We start from the raw sequence: 15,672 nt of genomic DNA, 5'->3' as shown, positions 1-15,672 counted from the left end.
TCCGCGCGGTCCGTCAACGGGCGCCGGCCGGGCGGTGGCGGATCCGGCGGGTCTCCAGGGCCAGGTAGCCGGCGAGGGTCAGGACGGCGGCCGATTCGAGGCCGAGCGCCAGCCACACGGTGGTCCGGTAGCCGTACTCGTGGAAGCCGAAGAGCGTGGCCTGCTCGCTGATGAGCAGGCCGATGATCGTGCCCAGCAGGAACACGATCCCGCCGAGCGCGACGAGCGCGTGCGGAGCGCGGCCGATCAGCGGCAGGGACCGGACGAGCGGGATGGACGCGAGCGGTACGAGCAGGGAGATGCCCAGCACCACCGCGCTGGCGAAGTTGGCCGCGAACAGCGGCCCGATGATCGGGATGACGCGGTAGTAGTCGGCCATGTACTCGTACAGGTGCACCGCGCCGACGCCGAACAGCAGCAGCGCCGACAGGTGGCGCAGCAGGGCCGGGGACAGGGCCCCCGTGCCGGTGAGGTCAGGGCTGGTAGCCACCATGGGCACTCCCGGTGGTCTGGATCTGTCCTTGCGGGGTGAGGGCGAACCAGGGGGAGCCGAACTGCGTGATGCCCTGGCCCTGGGCGTCGCCGCGTCCGGTGTCGGCCTGGTAGTAGTACAGCGGGTGCCCGGCGTAGACGATCTGGCGCGGCCCGTCGGAACGGGCGATCGTGGTCAGCATGTCCGGCTGGGCCCCGCCGGACGTCCCGGGCCGTCCCTGGGACGTGGCCGGGGGCCAGATGCTCGCGCACGCGCCGGAGCAGGTGGACCGGTTCGGCGGGTCGGCGGCGAACACGTACAGCGTGCGGCCCTTGCCGTCGACCAGGACCGGTCCGAGCTTCGGCACGGCGGCCGACGTGACCTGCTGGCGGCCGGGGTCCTGGGAGTTCGTCGCGAATGCGCAGCCGGCGGCCAGCAGGCCCGCCGCCGCGACGGCGGACCACCGCGGAGGCGCGGTCCGCGCGCGCGACGTGTCAGGAGCCACCTTTCTCGACCTTCTGGCCGGCCGAGGACACCACGTACCACCCGGCGCCGAACTGGGTGAGCCCCTGCCCCTTGGCGCTGCCCTTCACGCCGCCGTCGGGCGTGTAGTAGTAGAGGGGGTGCCCACCGTAGGTGACCTGCTTCTTCCCGTCGCTTCTGGTGGTCGTGCCGAGCTTGGACGCCTTGGCGTCGGAGCCGGCATGCGGCGTGCCCGTGGTCGTGACGGGCGGCCACACCGCCGCGCAGGCCCCGGCGCAGGACGACTTGCCGCCCTGGTCCTTCTCGAACAGGTAGACCGTGCGGCCTTCGCCGTCCACCAGGATCTGCCCGAGGTTGCCGACCTTCGCCGTCGCGATCGTTCCGCCCTCGTTCGAGGTGTTCGGCGCGGACGTGGCGGCCAACGGCACGGCGGGACGGTGCGCGTGGGCGCCGCCCGAGCCGCCGCACGCGGTGGCCGCGGCCGCGAGCGCCGCGACGGGCACCGCCATGCGCACGCCTCGGCTCCGCCACGGCCGGGTCGAGTGCGAGGTGCTGCGCAGAGTCGTCCGGGACATCGCAGGACGTCCTTTCCTGGAGAGCTCGGTACCGGTCGAGCCGATGCCTTCCTTTCCGGCTCGGCACGTACCCGCGGAAGCGGCGGGCGAACTGACTTGCCGAGACGCTGACCTGCCCTTTCTCGGTCATCGGAGAGTCCATGGCGAAGCCTTGAGGGACGGCCCTGCGCCTCCGCTCAGCCGCGCGGGTCGGGACCTTCGGTGAGCCCCCACATCTCGGCGAACCGGCCCCCCGGACGCGGAAGATCCCGATCCAAAAAAGGGGGCTTGGCGGGGTGGGTGGTGGCGGCCTCCGGTCCCCGTCAAGCCCGGTGCCGGCGGACGGCGCTGTCCGCCGGCGGATATGCGGCGGGGCGGTCAGTACCCGCCGGGCTTGCTCGTGGTGGGCGCCGGCGACGTCGGCGCCTTGGTGCCGGTCGGCGACGGGCTGCCCGGCGCGCCGCCGCCGCCACCCGCGCCGGCGACGGTCAGCTGGGTGTGCATGCCGAGCGCCCGGTGATTGTCGACGGGGCACCACATCTGGTAGGTCCCGGACTTGAGGGCGACCTTCAGCGTCCCGGTGGAGCCGGGCTTGACGCCCGTGATCATCTTCGTGCCGCTGATGCCCGGCCCGGAGATGGCCAGCCCGTGCACCATCGTGCCGGTGTTCTTGGCGACGAAGGTGTAGGCGCCCGGCTTGAGGCTGGTCATGGACGGCGTCAGCGTGTACTCCTTCTCGGTCACGGTGACGGTCGTGGTCTTCGCGTTCGGGCTCGGGCTCGTGGTCGCGTGGGCGGCCCCGGCGGGGACGAGCGCGCCGGCCGCGAGGAGGGCGGCCCCGACTGTGGTGGAAATGGTGGATTTGTTCATAATTGCCGGGCTCCCCGCCGCCCCTCCCGGCCAAACCGTGCGGGTGTCGCCGAAACCGCAGGTCAACGCCCGGTTCGGCGGAGGTCGACCAGCGGGCGCGAGCCCCTGCGCGCGACGGCGTGCCGCCCCCTCGGACCCCGGCCGTGTCACAGGCGGCCGGGGCTGTCTCGTCTCGGGTCCGAAAGTCGGGGCCCGAAGCGGGAAGGTGAAGGTCATGCGCGTGTTCGTGGCAGGCGGGAGCGGGGTGCTGGGGCGGCGGCTGGTGCCGCAGCTCGTGGCGCGGGGCCACCAGGTGACGGCGACGACGACGAGCGCCGCCAAGCTCGACGTGCTGGAGCGGCTCGGCGCCGAGCCCGTCGTGATGGACGGGCTGGACGCGGCGTCCGTCGGCGAGGCGGTCGCGGCCGCCCGGCCGGACGCGGTCGTCCACCAGATGACGGCGATCTCGATGGCGCACGCCGGCAAGCCGGACATCAAGCACCCGGACCGCTGGTTCGCGCTCACCAACCGGCTGCGCACCGAGGGGACCGACCACCTGCTGGCCGCCGTCGAGGCGACCGGCGTGCCGCATGTCGTCGCGCAGGGCTACGCGAGCTGGAACGGCATCCGCGAGGGCGGCTGGGTGAAGACCGAGGACGACCCGCTCGACCTGCTCGAGGGGACGGCGGCGCAGGTCGGGATGGAGGCGATGCGGCACGTCGAGGAGTCGGTCCTCAGGGTGGGCGGCGCGGTGCTGCGGTACGGGGCGTTCTACGGGCCGGGCGCCATCGACGACCAGGTGGAGCTGGTGCGCAAGCGGCAGTACCCGCTCGTCGGGCGCGGCACCGGGTACAGCTCGTGGATCCATCTCGACGACGCGGCGAGCGCCACCGTCCTGGCCGTGGAGCGCAAGGCGCGCGGCGTGTTCAACGTCGTGGACGACGAGCCCGCCCCGGCGAGCGAATGGCTGCCCCACCTGGCCGCGTGCGCGGGGGCGAAGCGGCCGATCCGGGTCCCGGTGTGGCTGGCCCGGCTGCTCGCCGGTGACCAGGCCGTCATCATGATGACGGAGGGGCGGGGGTTCTCCAACGCCAAGGCCAAGCGCGAGCTGGGCTGGGAGTTGCGCCACCCGTCGTGGCGGCAGGGCTTCGAGGAGGAGCTGGCGTGAGCAGGGCCGAGGAGTTCCAGGAGCTGCGTCCGCTGCTGTTCTCGATCGCGTACCGGATCCTCGGCAGCGTGAGCGAGGCCGAGGACGCGGTGCAGGAGACGTGGCTGCGGTACGAGGGTTCGGCGGCGCGGCCCGTCTCGGCGAAGGCGTACCTGTCGGCCGTGGTGACGCGGATCTCGATCGACGTGCTGCGCTCGGCCCGCGTCCGGCGGGAGCAGTACGTCGGGCTGTGGTTCCCCGAGCCGCTGCTGGCGGACCCCTACGAGGACCCGCAGCGGTCGGCGGAGCTGGCCGACTCGCTGTCGATGGCGGCCCTGCTGCTCCTCGAACGGCTCAGCCCGCTGGAGCGGGCGGTGTTCGTGCTGCGGGAGGTGTTCGGGTTCGGTTTCCCGGACGTCGCGTCGGCGGTGGGGAGGTCGGAGGCGGCGTGCCGCCAGCTCGCCGTGCGCGCGCGCCGGCACATGGACGCGGGACGTCCGCGGTTCGAGGCGGACCGGCGCGAGCGCGAGGAGCTCGCCGGGCGCTTCTTCGACGCCTTCACCGAAGGGGACGTCGACGGCCTGCGGGAGCTGCTCGCCGCCGACGCGCAGCTGGTCAGCGACAGTGGCGGCAAGGCGCCGCGATGGGGCGAGGGCGTCGCCGGGGCCGCGAAGGTGGCGCGCGCGCTGGCCACGCTGGTGCGGCCGTTCCTGGAGATCGGCGGCGCGGTGGAGCCGTGCGAGGTGAACGGCCAGCCGGGCGCGGTGTTCCGCGACCGGGACGGCAGGGTCGTCAACACGTGGTCGCTGGACATCCTCGACGGGCGGATCCAGATGATCCGCACGGTGCTCAACCCGGACAAGCTCGGGCATGTGGGGCCCGTCGCGGACGCCTGGGCGGTCGTCCGGGAGACGGCGCGGGTGCACCGGACGCCCGGCTGACGGCCCACCTCGCGCCCTCACCGGCGGAACCCGCGGGCTGGACGGACCGTCTGATCTCGGGCGTCGGCGAGCACATGGGGGGATACCGGATGAGGGTTCGGAAGATGCCGTTCCGGCGCGGCCGCCTCCCCTGGGTGATCGCCGCGGTCCTGATCGTCGTCGCGGGGGCGGTGGTGACGGTGGTGGCGGTCCTGGACGAGCCCGCCCGGACCCACATCTGCGGCTGCAAGCCGCCGCCGGACACCAGCGGGCTCGACCGCGTGCCCCGCGACTGGCAGGAAGCAGCGGCGCACCGCGACGCCCAAGCGGCGTGGCGGCTGCTCACGCCCGAGGCGCAGCGGCGGTACGGGTCGCCGCGCGGCCTGCGGACGAAGCTGGGCCGCCTCGCGCCGGACCCGCACGGCTCCGCGAAATGGACGCTCGTCGACGAGATCACGCAGGGCCGCGGCACCCCCAGCGCGTTCCTGTACCTGCTCGTCGAGAAGCGGACCCTGCGGCCCGCCGGAGCCGTCGTCGTCCACTCGCGGGCCGACGGCTCCGCCGACGGGCGGATCGATCCCGTGGCCGGCGCGACCGTCCGCATCCTCGAACCGGCGGCGCGCGCCAAGCTGGACGCCCGGCCGGCGATGCGCGTCGCGACCGGCCGGCCACTGGCGTACGTCGCCGTGCAGCCGGGCGGGCTCACGCACGGGACCGTGGGGGCGATCCGCGGCCCCGACGGCCGCGACGAGGCGTTCCACGAGCCGCTGCGTCCCGGCCCGGCCCTGATCGTCGCGGTCCAGGCCGACGCGGACGGCCGCTTCGCGTACGGGAGCGTCCGCGTCACGATCCGGTGACCGACCCGGCCGGCTCGATGACGCAGGCGGGCGCGGCCGAATAACCTCACCCGGACGGTCATGTCACGCTCGCGCTCCACTTGGCTACTCTCTGTGCCCAGAGGTGAACGGGTGGACACTGGGGCCGGTGTGGCGCCCCGGTGGCCCGGCCCGGCCGCCTCCGCGCTGCGGATCAGGTAATCCGGTCGACCCTGGAGGGCTCCCATGCCCGGCTACCGCGACTTCGTCCCCCGCCAAGGCTTCCAGCCGACCCTGGCGCTGTCTCCCGACGCGGGCACCGTGGCCTACTCGAGCAACGCCGCCGGGCGGTTCGACCTGTGGACGGTCCCCGTCGCGGGCGGCGTGCCCCGGCGGCTGACCCGGCTGCCCGACCGGGCCGTCCGGCGGATCGCGTGGGCCCCGGACGGCAAGAGCCTGGTCTTCACCGCCGACCGCGACGGCGACGAGCAGTACCGGCTGTACCGCCTCGACCTGGACGGCGACGGCGGCCGGCCGGGCGCGGGCGGCCCCGCCGAGATCGGCGCGGGCCCGCGGTGCCAGCGGGTCCTGCCCGCCGCGCCGTTCGACGCCGAGGGGCGCCGCCTGGTCTACGCGGCGAACGACCGCGACGAGACCGTCCAGGACGTGCTCGTCCGCGACCTCGCCGAGGAGACCGAGCGGCGGATCGTGCCGCCGCCGGGCGTGGTCTTCCAGCCGGTCGGGATCTCCCCGGACGGGCGGTGGCTGCTGACCGGCGGGTTCCGGTCCCACACCAGGGTCGCCGCGTACCTGACCGACCTCGGGAACGCGTCCGCCGCGCCGGTGTGCGTCACCGCCGACCACGGCGACGGGCTGTTCGAGCCGGGCCCGTGGGCCGCCGACTCCACGGGCTTCTACCTGCGCACCGACCTGTGGGGTGAGTTCGTCGCCGGGGCGTTCTACCGGCTGGCCACCGGGACCCTCGAACCGGTCGCCCAGCACGACTGGGACGTGGAGCGCATCGAGGTCGCGGGCGAGACGCTCGTCTGGTCGGTCAACGAGGACGGGCGCTCCGTCCTGTACGCGCGCCATGCCGACCGGCCGCTGCCGCTCCCCGCCGTCCCGCCGGGCGTCGTGTCCGCGCTGGCGCTCGCGCCGCGCGCCGAGCCGCTGGTCGTCCTGCTCGACACCGCCACCCGGCCCGCCGAGGTCGCCGTCCTCGATCCGTCGGACGGCGTCCGCTACCTCACCGACGCCCGGCCGCCCGCGTTCAAGGCGGGGACGGCGGAGCCGGTCGAGCCGGAGCCGGTCGTCTACCCGTCGTCGGCGGGACGGTACGTCCACGCGCTGTACTACCGGCCGCGCACGCCGGAGCCGCACCCCGTCCTGCTGTCGATCCACGGCGGCCCGGAGGCGCAGGAACGGCCCCAGTACCTCCGTTCGGGCCTCTACCAGTACCTTCTCGCGCAGGGCATCGCGATCTTCGCGCCGAACATCGCGGGGTCCACCGGCTACGGCGCCCGGCACCAGAAGCTCGTGCACCGCAACTGGGGCGGGTTCGACCTGGACGACCTCGACCACGCGGTCTGCCACCTGCGGTCGGAGCCCGGCGTCGACGCCGCCCGCATCGCGGTGATGGGCGGGTCCTACGGCGGTTTCGCCGCGCTGTCGTGCCTGGCGAGGCTGCCCTACCGGTGGGCGGCCGGGGTGTCGCTGTGCGGGCCCGCGAACCTCGTCGCGCTCGCCCGCGCCTGCCCGCCGACCTGGAAGCACTTCGTCGCGGCCGTCCTCGGCGACCCGGAGACCGACGCCGGGTACCTCGTGCAGCGGTCGCCGATCACCTACGCCGACACGATCACCGCGCCGCTGCTGGTGCTGCAGGGCGCCCGCGACCCGCGGGTCCCCCGCGCGGAGTCCGACCGGCTCGTCGACCGGCTGCGGAGCCGCGGCGTCGACGTCCGGTACCGGGTCTTCGACGACGAGGGCCACGGGTTCACCGACCGCGAGAACGAGCTGCTCGCCTACGAGGAGATCGCGCGGTTCCTCTGCGACCACCTCATCGGCTGACCGGCGGCCCCGTCACGCCGTCCGCGGGGCTGTCGATCACCGCCGAGATCCCGCCACTCGTCAGAGCGGGGGTTCCAGGTGGGACCAGGGGCGCTCGGCCTCCAGCTGGGCGGCCAGCGCGAGCAGCACGCCCTCCCCGCCGAGGGGGCCGACGAACTGGACGCCGAGCGGCAGGCCGCCGGGCGTCCGGTACGTCGGGACGCTCATCGCCGGGCGCCCGGTGATGTTGGCGAGCTGCGTGTACGGGACCGGGGCGAGGTTGGCGATGACGGCGTCGCGCCACTGCTTCGTCCGCGTCAGCGGACCGGCGAGCCCGAGCGCGAGCGCCGCCCGGCCGATGGCGCGCAACGGGGCGGGCGTGTCGAGTTCGCCGATGCGGATCGGCGGCCTGGCGAGGGTCGGGGTGAGCAGCAGGTCGTAGCGGGAGTGGAACGCCGCGAGCCGCCGGCTGTAGGCGTTCCAGCGCTCGTGGGCGGCGAAGTAGGCGGGCGCGGACTGGACGCGTCCGGCCGCCGCGACGAGATGGGTGTCCAGCTCGAACGCCGCGCGGGACGCGCCGGTCGCGCGGCGGATCTCGTCGACGGTGTACGCGAGCTGCGTCGACCACATCGCCAGGAAGTCGAACGCGAGGCGCCGCTCGTCGATGCCGGTCTTCGCGGGCTCGACGTCGTGGCCGAGGCCCTCCAGGAGCTTCGCCGCGTCCTCGACGGCGGCGACGGCCTGCGGGTCGACGGCGGTGCCGAGCGGCGACTCGGTGGCGAAGCCGATGCGCAGCCGCTCGGGCGCGCGCCGCGCCAGCTCGGCGTAGGGCAGGTCGGGCTTGGCGGGCAGGTAGGGGCCGCCGGGGTCGGGGGTCGCGGTGAGCACGTCGAGCATCGCGGCGCTGTCGCGGACGGTCCGGGAGACGACGCCGTCGACGGCCGCGCCGTGCAGGTGCTCGGCGTACGACGGCCCGGCGGGGACGAGGCCGCGGCCGGGCTTGAGGCCGAACAGCCCGCAGCAGGCCGCGGGGATGCGGATCGAGCCGCCGCCGTCGTTGGCGCCCGCGACCGGGACGATCCCGGCGGCGACCGCGGCGGCCGACCCGCCGGACGATCCGCCGGGCGTGCGGGCGAGGTCCCACGGGTTGCGGGTGGGGCCGTTCACCTCGGGCTCGGTGATCCCCTTGGCGCCGAACTCGGGGGTGTTGGTCTTGCCGAACACGACGAGTCCCGCGTCCAGCCACCGGCGGACGACCTCGGCGTGCTCGGCGGCGGGGACGTCGCGCAGCGCCCGGTTGCCGCTGCCGGTGGGCAGCCCGGCGTAGTCCTGCGACAGGTCCTTGACCAGGAACGGCACGCCGGCGAACGGCCCGGTCAGCGGCTCGGCGGCGCGGGCCCGCGCGAGGTCGTGCATGGGCCGGACGATCGCGTTGATCTTCGGGTCGACGGCCTCGGCGCGCGCGATGGCGGCGTCCAGGAGCTCGGCCGGGGTGGTCTCGCCGGCGGTGACGAGCGCGGCCAGCCCGACCGCGTCGCGGGCGCGGTACTCGGCGTACTCCACGGCACCCCTCCATAAAACTAGAAGCCGTAGTTTTAGCGTCGGAGGGACACTACACTGGCCGCCGACCGCCGTCGAGGGGCGGATTCGGGGCGGACCGGGGGAGGGGGGCGCATGGGCAGGCCGCCGCGCCGGCTGGTGACCCGCGAGGCGATCATGCGGGCCGCCCTCGCGCTGGTCGACGAGCACGGCGCCGACGCGCTGTCGGTCAACCGCGTCGCCGCCGAGCTGGGCGTCAAGGGCCCGTCGCTCTACAACCACATCTCCGGCCGGGACGAGGTCGTCGACGGCATCCGCGAACTGATCGTCGGCGAGATGACCCTCGACCCGTCCATCACGCCGTGGACGGCGGCGGTGGACGGCTGGGCCCGCTCCTACCGCGCCGCCTTCGCCGCGCACCCGCGCGCCGTCCCGCTGCTGGCCGCGCGGCCCGTCCGGTCGCGGGCCGCGCTGCACGCCTACGCCGACGCGTTCACCGTCCTGCGCCGCGCGGGCTGGCCCGAGGACCGGCTGCTGCCGCTGGTGCACGCGGTCGAGTACTTCCTGCTCGGCTCCGTCCTCGTCCTCGACGACCCGCCCGGCGGCCCTCTCCCCGGCGAGGACGTCCCGCCCGGTCTCGAACCGATGCTGCACGCTCCGCCCGGCCACCGGGACCTTGCCTTCGAGGCCGGTCTCGCCGCCCTCATCCGGGGCTTCGCCGCCGAACTGGCCGCCCTCCGCCCCTGACCCGCGGGTCAGCCGGCCCGGCGGGGGCGGTAGGTGAGGTGGGTGACCATGTCGGTGTGCCGCACGCGGACGGGCTCCAGGTCGAAGGAGCCGACGCCGGTGAACAGCCGCTCGCCGGCGCCGAGGACGACCGGGGCGACGTGCAGGCGCAGCTCGTCGATCAGCCCGGCGGCGAGGTACTGGTTCACGGTCGAGGCGCCGCCGGCGACCGCCACGTCCGCGTCGCCCGCGGCCTCCCGCGCCCGTGCCAAGGCGGACTCGATGCCGTCGGTGACGAAGTGGAACGTCGTGCCGCCCTGCATGGTGACGGACGCGCGCGGGCGATGGGCGAGGACGTACACCGGCGCGTGGTACGGCGGCTCGTCGCCCCACCAGCCGGTCCAGTCGAGGTCCCAGTCGCCGCGGTCCGGGCCGAACATGTTGCGGCCCATGATGAACGCGCCCGCCGCGGTGATCGCCTCCAGCTCCTCGGCGTTGGCCTCGGGCTGCTCGAACATCCAGCGGTGCAGCCGGTCCTCGGCGCCCTCGCCGATCGGGTTCTCCAGGCTCTGGTTCGGGCCGGCGACGTAGCCGTCCACCGACATCGCGATGTCGCAGGTGACCATGCTCATGGGACCGTCTCCCTCGGGTGCTCGACGCCCCTTGCGGCGCCTCTCACCCGTTGGTCGGTGCCCGCGCGGCCTTCTCGACATGCCCCCGGAAACTTTTCCGGGGGATCGCGCGACTACGCGGTGAGAGGCGCTCCTACTGCGCTCCTACTGCGCGCCTACTGCGCTGCGAGGGGCTTCGCGGGCTCCTGCGCGGTGAGGGGCTTCGCGATGTCCTCCAGGCCCTTGCGCTCGGCCTTGACGCCGAGGACCGCCTCCACCAGTCCCGCCGCGATCATCAGGACGGCGCCGACGACGAACGCGATCGCGGTGTCGCGGGGCGCGCCCGTCCCGACGAGCTTGGCGAACAGGAGCGGCCCGGAGATCCCGCCCGCCGCGGTGCCGATCGCGTAGAAGAACGCGATGGCCAGCGCGCGCGTCTCCATCGGGAACACCTCGCTGACCGTCAGGTACGCCGAGCTGGCGCCGGCGGACGCGAAGAACAGGACGACGCACCAGCAGGCGGTCAGCGTCGTCGCGGTCAGGTGCCCCTCGTTGAACAGCCACGCGGTGAGCAGAAGCAGCACACCGGACAGCACGTACGTTCCGGCGATCATCGGCTTGCGGCCCCAGGTGTCGAACAGCGGCGCCAGCAGCAGCGGGCCGAGGAAGTTGCCCACCGCGATGACCGCGTAGTAGTAGCCGGTGCCGGTGTCGATGTGGAAGAACGTCTTGAGGATGTCGGCGTACCCGAACGTGATCGCGTTGTAGAGGAACGCCTGCCCGATGAACAGCGCGAAGCCGAGGAGGGAGCGCTTGGGGTAGCTCCGCACCAGCGTCCCGGCGATCGCCCCGAACCCGATGCTCTTGCGCTGGTGGATGCGGATGCTCCCGCCCGGCTCCGGCAGCCGCCCGCCGGTCTCCGCGTGGACGGTCCCCTCCGCCTCGCCGACCAGCCGCTCGGCCTCGTCCGTCCGGCCGTGGATGATCAGCCAGCGCGGGCTCTCCGGGACGTGCCGCCGCACCAGCAGCACGACCAGGCCGAGGACGACGCCGAGCGCGAACGCCAGCCGCCAGCCGACGTCCACCGGGAACTCGCCGAGGATCGGGACCGTCAGCAGCGCGCCCGCCGCCGCGCCGATCCAGAAGCTGCCGTTGATGACGATGTCGATCCGGCCGCGGTGCTTGCTCGGGATCAGCTCGTCGATCGCCGAGTTGATCGCCGCGTACTCGCCGCCGATGCCGAAGCCGGTGATGAACCGGCACAGGAAGAACCACCACGCCGTCCACGACAGCCCGGTCAGCGCGGTGCCCGCCAGGTACACCAGCAGCGTGATCATGAAGAGCTTCTTGCGCCCGAACCGGTCGGTCAGCCAGCCGAAGAACAGCGCGCCGAGGCACGCGCCGGTCACGTAGATCGCGGCGCCGAACCCCGACACCTGGCCGGCGGTGATGGCCACGCCGCTGCCGTGCTTCGCCAGCTGCGGCGCGAGGTTGCCGACGATCGTGACCTCGAGGCCGTCCAGGATCCAGACGGTGCCGAGCCCGATGACGATCATCCAGTGCCAGCGCGCCCACGGCAGCCGGTCCAGCCGCGCGGGGATCTCCGTGTCGACGACGCCCTTTTCCGTGCGTAGCTCTGTCACGGAGACTCCGATTGCCGAACGGCCGCCGATCAAACTTCGAGTTGACGGAGTCATGGGAATCGGCAGGTCATCGGCTTCCCTTCGCCGTACCCGCGCCGCGCGCGGTGTGCGGCGGCAGCCTCCGGCGGCCCTCCCGCTGGGCGCCCGCGCAATGGCGGGGAGGCCGGTGGTTTCGCCGATGGCGGGACGCGAAGGCGGCCGTACGGTCGGGCCGCACGCAATTCCGGGTGGAATTCGCGCCGAGCCCAGAATGGGGAGATCGAAGTGCGCCGAAGACTCCGAACGACGATCGTGGCGATGGTCGCCTTCCTGGCGGCCCTCGCCGGGACGGGACACGCGCTGGCCGCCGCCCCGGCCACGCAGACGGTGACGGTGAGGTACGGCCCGTGGACGATCCCGGGCGGCACCATGGACCGTCCCGGCGAGCTGCCGAACGTGGTGTCGGCGGCGCCGAAACCCTGCTCCAACTGCGACATCGTCGGCGAGAAACCGGACCTGGTGTACGCCGACGGCAGCACCGCCGACATGAACAGCGGCCCGATGCTGCACCACTTCGTCATCTCGAACCTGGCCGCGCACGACACCGTCTGCCCGTTCAGCCCGCTCGGCGACCGCATCTGGGCGTCCGGCGACGAGCGCACCGAGAAGACCATGCCGGACGGTTACGGGCTGCCGGTGAAAAGCTATGACCGATGGGCGATGCTGACCGATCTGATGAATTACTCGGCGGAACCGAAGACGGTCTACATTTCCATCACGTACACCATTGCGGCCGCCGGGGCGACCACGCCGGTGCGGTCGCTGTGGCTGGACGCGGGCGGCTGCCTCACCTCCGACTACAGCGTCCCGGCCGGGCCGAGCACGCACACCTGGAGCTGGACGTCCACGGTCTCCGGCCGCATCGTGTTCGCCAACGGCCACCAGCACGCCGGCGGCGTACACGTGAAGGCCGCCGACGACACGACGGGCACGCTGATCTGCGATTCCCCCGCCACCTACGACACGATGGGCGGGATGCGGACCATCGTGAAGATGGGCACCTGCTCCGGCGACCCGCTCGCGACGGTCGCGCGCGGCGACCGGCTGACCGTCACCAGCTACTACGATTCGCCCGCCGCGAGGAACGACGTGATGGGCATCGTCCACGCCTACATCGCGGAGGGCTGAGCGATGGTCCGTGCACGCATCCGCGGCAGGGCCCTGGCCGGTGCCGCCGCCCTCGCCGCCGCGCTGCTCGCGCTCCCGTCCGCGTCGGCGGCGCCGTCCGGCGCGGTCCCGTACGTCGCCGGCTGGACGGTCGCGGGCCAGAACGCGGCCAACACCCGGTACGCCGCGACCGAGACGGTCATCTCGCCCGGCAACGCCTCGCGGCTCAAGCCGCGCTGGACCGCGACGCTGGCCGGCAACGTGGCCGCGACGCCGACGGTGTCGCTCGGCACCGTCTACGTCCCCGACTACGGCGGCAAGCTGTCGGCGGTGGACGCGCTCACCGGCGCCGTCCGCTGGCAGCGCCCGGTGTCCGACTACAGCGGCGTGTCCGGCGACGTGTCCCGGACGAGCCCGGCCGTCGCCGGGACGGAGATCGTGTTCGGCGACGGCGTGTCCAGCGTGCCGTCCGACGCCGGCGCCCGCGTCATGGCCGCCGACCGGCTCACCGGCGCGAAGCGCTGGAGCACGCTGATCGACGCCGACCCCGCCGCGATGGTGACGACGTCGCCGGTCGTGAACGGCGACACCGTCTACGTCGGGACGGCGAGCCGCGTCGAGTTCGGCGACGGCCACCCCGTGCGGTTCCGCGGCAGCGTCGTGGCGCTCGACGCGGTGACCGGCGCCGTCCGGTGGCGGCGGTACATGGCGCCCGACGGGTACACCGGCAACTCGGTGTGGGGCGGCTCGTTCGCCGTCGACAACACCACCGGGCGGCTGTTCGTGACGACCGGCAACAACTACACGGTGCCGGACGGCGTCTGCACCCGCCCCGGCCAGCAGGACTGCCAGCAGGGGCCGGACGACAACTACACCGACTCCGTCGTCGCCCTCGACCTGCGGACCGGCGCCGTCGACTGGTCGTTCAAGACGCTCACCGCCGACGTCGGGACCGAGGACTGCGACACCTGCGGCCCCGACTTCGACTTCGGGTCCGCGCCGAACCTGTACCAGGTCGCCGACGGCGGGCACCTGCGCAGCATCCTCGGCGTCGGCCAGAAGAGCGGCATCTACTGGGCGCTCGACCCCGCCACGGGAAAGGAGATCTGGCACACCCAGGTCGGCCCCGGCAGCGACCTCGGCGGCATGGAGTGGGGATCGGCGACCGACGGCAAGCGGATCTACGTCGGCATCGGCAACGCCGAGCACGAGGAGTACGACATCGTCGGCGCGGACGGCACGAAGACCACCGTCGACGGCGGCTCGTGGGCGGCGCTCGACGCCGCCACCGGCAAGATCCTCTGGCAGGTCGGCGACCCGTACGGGACGCTCGACATCGGGTTCATCAGCGCCGCGAACGGCGTCGTGTACGCCGGCGGCATCAACGGCGCGGCCGACACCATGTTCGCGCTGAACGCCGCGAACGGCGGCGTCCTGTGGCGGTTCAACAGCGGCGGCGCCGTGATCGGCGGCGCGGCCGTCGTCGCGGGGACCGTCTACTGGGGCTCCGGATACTGGTTCGGGCTCTGCTCCGACGGCACCTACGACTGCGCGCAGAACAACAAGCTGTACGCGTTCTCCCCGTCCTGACCCCGCCGCGTCCCGTCCTAGCATGATGTCCGGAAGGACTTCGGAGACGGGGAGACGGTGGGACCACGGCAGCGGGCACGGCGGCGCCTCCATCGGGGGACGCCGCTGTGCCTGCTGCTGCTCTTCTCCGGGCTGATGGCCATGCACGGCCTCCAGGCGTCCCCCGGCCCGATGGAGATGGCCGCCGCCCCGCTGGCGAGCGCCGGCGCCTCCGAGCACCACCACGTGGTGGTCGGCGACCCGCCGGGCGACCACCACCCGGACCATCCGAGCGGGCAGATGTGCCTGGGGATGCTGCTCGTGTCCCTGCTGTTCGCGCTGCCGTTCGGCCTTCTCCGGGTGACGCGGGCCGCGGTCGCGGCGCGTCCGGTGGTCCGGACGCCCGGTCCGCGCGGCGGGCGCTCCCCGCCCGCCCCGTCCCTTCACCGGTTGAGCGTGCTCCGGCTGTGACAGACCGTCCGGCGCGCCGCTTCGGCGTGCCGCGCAGACCTGTCATGTACCGGCACACGAAAGGTTCGACCAGTGAAACGCGCAATCGCGCTCATCGCCGTCCCCGCCCTGGCCTTCGCCCTCGCGGCGTGCGGCGACTCCGGCGACAAGGGCGGCTCCAAGCCGTCCGCGACCCCGTCCATGCCCATGTCCATGTCCGCTGCGCAGGCGTCGCACAACGAGCAGGACGTGATGTTCGCGCAGATGATGATCCCGCACCACCGGCAGGCCGTGGAGATGGCCGGGCTCGCCCCGTCCCGCGCCGCGTCCGCGCAGGTCAAGGCGCTCGCCGCGGGCATCGAGAACGCGCAGGCGCCGGAGATCGCGACGATGACCGGCTGGCTGAAGGACTGGGGCGCGCCCGCCGCGATGACCGGCATGCACCACGACATGCCCGGCATCATGGGCGAGAAGGACATGACCTCGCTCAAGGGCCTCAAGGGCGCCGCGTTCGACAAGGCGTTCCTGCGGATGATGATCGAGCATCACCAGGGAGCCGTGACGATGGCGCGGGCCGAGGGCCGCTCCGGTCAGAACGCCGACGCCAAGGCGATGGCCGCGAGCATCGTCCGCACGCAGACCGCCGAGATCGCCAAGATGCGCGGCCTGCTGAAGTAGCGGAACGGCGGCCGGACGGGCATC

At 73.6% G+C, this 15,672-nt stretch carries 16 protein-coding genes; 9 read left to right on the top strand and 7 right to left on the bottom strand.

The genetic code is table 11. The annotated features are described in order from the left end of the window. Positions 1-13: 13 nt before the first annotated feature. The 4 genes from ABT299_RS10720 to ABT299_RS10705 all read right to left on the bottom strand — a co-directional run bounded on the left by ABT299_RS10720 (position 14) and on the right by ABT299_RS10705 (position 2,379). The gene (locus ABT299_RS10720) at positions 14-493 is read right to left on the bottom strand and encodes a hypothetical protein (RefSeq protein ID WP_190850512.1); all 480 of its coding nucleotides are present in this window, start codon (positions 491-493) and stop codon (positions 14-16) included. Continuing rightward, entirely contained in the window at positions 474-977 is a 504-nt protein-coding gene (locus ABT299_RS10715) for a COG4315 family predicted lipoprotein (RefSeq protein WP_500250503.1), read from the bottom strand. The genes ABT299_RS10720 and ABT299_RS10715 overlap by 20 nt, the downstream gene beginning before the upstream one ends. Further along, positions 967-1,530, bottom strand: a complete 564-nt coding sequence (locus ABT299_RS10710; RefSeq protein ID WP_500250502.1) for a COG4315 family predicted lipoprotein — start codon at positions 1,528-1,530, stop codon at positions 967-969. Before ABT299_RS10710 ends, ABT299_RS10715 begins: the two co-directional genes overlap by 11 nt. A gap of 357 nt (positions 1,531-1,887) precedes the next feature. Then, positions 1,888-2,379 carry a cupredoxin domain-containing protein gene (locus ABT299_RS10705; protein ID WP_500250501.1) on the bottom strand — a complete coding sequence of 164 codons (492 nt, stop codon included), beginning with the start codon at positions 2,377-2,379 and terminating at the stop codon, positions 1,888-1,890. A 214-nt stretch (positions 2,380-2,593) separates the two neighbouring features. Between ABT299_RS10705 and ABT299_RS10700 the strand changes: the two genes are divergently transcribed. The 4 genes from ABT299_RS10700 (at position 2,594) to ABT299_RS10685 (ending at position 7,307) form a co-directional block, all read left to right on the top strand. Then, positions 2,594-3,526: an NAD-dependent epimerase/dehydratase family protein gene (locus ABT299_RS10700; RefSeq protein WP_500250500.1), complete on the top strand. Its 933-nt coding sequence runs from the start codon at positions 2,594-2,596 to the stop codon at positions 3,524-3,526. Further along, entirely contained in the window at positions 3,523-4,446 is a 924-nt protein-coding gene (locus ABT299_RS10695) for an RNA polymerase sigma-70 factor (protein ID WP_190850499.1), read from the top strand. Before ABT299_RS10700 ends, ABT299_RS10695 begins: the two co-directional genes overlap by 4 nt. Before the next feature lie 89 nt (positions 4,447-4,535). Further along, positions 4,536-5,282, top strand: a complete 747-nt coding sequence (locus ABT299_RS10690) for a hypothetical protein (RefSeq protein ID WP_500250499.1) — start codon at positions 4,536-4,538, stop codon at positions 5,280-5,282. 204 nt (positions 5,283-5,486) lie between these two features. After that, the gene (locus tag ABT299_RS10685; protein WP_500250498.1) at positions 5,487-7,307 is read left to right on the top strand and encodes a S9 family peptidase; all 1,821 of its coding nucleotides are present in this window, start codon (positions 5,487-5,489) and stop codon (positions 7,305-7,307) included. Positions 7,308-7,367: 60 nt separating this feature from the next. Here ABT299_RS10685 and ABT299_RS10680 read toward each other — a convergent pair whose 3' ends face one another. Next, positions 7,368-8,849, bottom strand: coding sequence for an amidase (locus ABT299_RS10680; protein ID WP_500250497.1), 1,482 nt, complete (start codon positions 8,847-8,849; stop codon positions 7,368-7,370). Positions 8,850-8,960: 111 nt separating this feature from the next. Here ABT299_RS10680 and ABT299_RS10675 point away from each other — a divergent pair, with 111 nt between their 5' ends. Beyond that, a complete protein-coding gene (locus ABT299_RS10675; protein WP_190850489.1) occupies positions 8,961-9,572 on the top strand; it encodes a TetR/AcrR family transcriptional regulator in 612 nt (203 codons plus the stop codon). A gap of 8 nt (positions 9,573-9,580) precedes the next feature. On the opposite strand, the gene ABT299_RS10670 is transcribed toward ABT299_RS10675, so the two are convergent. Next, positions 9,581-10,183: a dihydrofolate reductase family protein gene (locus ABT299_RS10670; RefSeq protein ID WP_500250496.1), complete on the bottom strand. Its 603-nt coding sequence runs from the start codon at positions 10,181-10,183 to the stop codon at positions 9,581-9,583. Positions 10,184-10,338: 155 nt separating this feature from the next. Further along, on the bottom strand, positions 10,339-11,805 hold the full coding sequence (locus ABT299_RS10665) for an MFS transporter (protein ID WP_500250495.1): 1,467 nt from the start codon (positions 11,803-11,805) through the stop codon (positions 10,339-10,341). Between the two features lie 264 nt (positions 11,806-12,069). On the opposite strand from ABT299_RS10665, the gene ABT299_RS10660 reads away from it, so the two are divergent. The 4 genes from ABT299_RS10660 (at position 12,070) to ABT299_RS10645 (ending at position 15,648) form a co-directional block, all read left to right on the top strand. After that, positions 12,070-12,972, top strand: a complete 903-nt coding sequence (locus ABT299_RS10660; RefSeq protein WP_500250494.1) for a hypothetical protein — start codon at positions 12,070-12,072, stop codon at positions 12,970-12,972. Between the two features lie 3 nt (positions 12,973-12,975). Beyond that, a complete protein-coding gene (locus ABT299_RS10655; protein ID WP_190850479.1) occupies positions 12,976-14,541 on the top strand; it encodes an outer membrane protein assembly factor BamB family protein in 1,566 nt (521 codons plus the stop codon). Positions 14,542-14,598: 57 nt separating this feature from the next. Continuing rightward, a complete protein-coding gene (locus ABT299_RS10650; protein WP_190850477.1) occupies positions 14,599-14,991 on the top strand; it encodes a DUF6153 family protein in 393 nt (130 codons plus the stop codon). Between the two features lie 72 nt (positions 14,992-15,063). Then, positions 15,064-15,648 (top strand): DUF305 domain-containing protein, encoded by a 585-nt coding sequence (locus ABT299_RS10645; protein ID WP_500250493.1) that lies wholly within the window; start codon positions 15,064-15,066, stop codon positions 15,646-15,648. Positions 15,649-15,672 lie beyond the last annotated feature (24 nt).

The sequence above is a fragment of the Spirillospora sp. NPDC000708 genome (assembly GCF_040299565.1).
GTDB lineage: Bacteria > Actinomycetota > Actinomycetes > Streptosporangiales > Streptosporangiaceae > Spirillospora.
This window is presented reverse-complemented; position numbering and strand designations above follow the sequence as displayed.

Bases quoted from the DNA above. Each gene is read 5' to 3' on its own strand.
- ABT299_RS10720 (WP_190850512.1), bottom strand. From the start codon at position 493: ATGGTGGCTACCAGCCCTGACCTCACCGGCACGGGGGCCCTGTCCCCG.
- ABT299_RS10685 (WP_500250498.1), top strand. From the start codon at position 5,487: ATGCCCGGCTACCGCGACTTCGTCCCCCGCCAAGGCTTCCAGCCGACC.
- ABT299_RS10690 (WP_500250499.1), top strand. From the start codon at position 4,536: ATGAGGGTTCGGAAGATGCCGTTCCGGCGCGGCCGCCTCCCCTGGGTG.
- ABT299_RS10655 (WP_190850479.1), top strand. From the start codon at position 12,976: ATGGTCCGTGCACGCATCCGCGGCAGGGCCCTGGCCGGTGCCGCCGCC.
- ABT299_RS10670 (WP_500250496.1), bottom strand. From the start codon at position 10,183: ATGAGCATGGTCACCTGCGACATCGCGATGTCGGTGGACGGCTACGTC.
- ABT299_RS10705 (WP_500250501.1), bottom strand. From the start codon at position 2,379: ATGAACAAATCCACCATTTCCACCACAGTCGGGGCCGCCCTCCTCGCG.
- ABT299_RS10700 (WP_500250500.1), top strand. From the start codon at position 2,594: ATGCGCGTGTTCGTGGCAGGCGGGAGCGGGGTGCTGGGGCGGCGGCTG.
- ABT299_RS10675 (WP_190850489.1), top strand. From the start codon at position 8,961: ATGGGCAGGCCGCCGCGCCGGCTGGTGACCCGCGAGGCGATCATGCGG.
- ABT299_RS10710 (WP_500250502.1), bottom strand. From the start codon at position 1,530: ATGTCCCGGACGACTCTGCGCAGCACCTCGCACTCGACCCGGCCGTGG.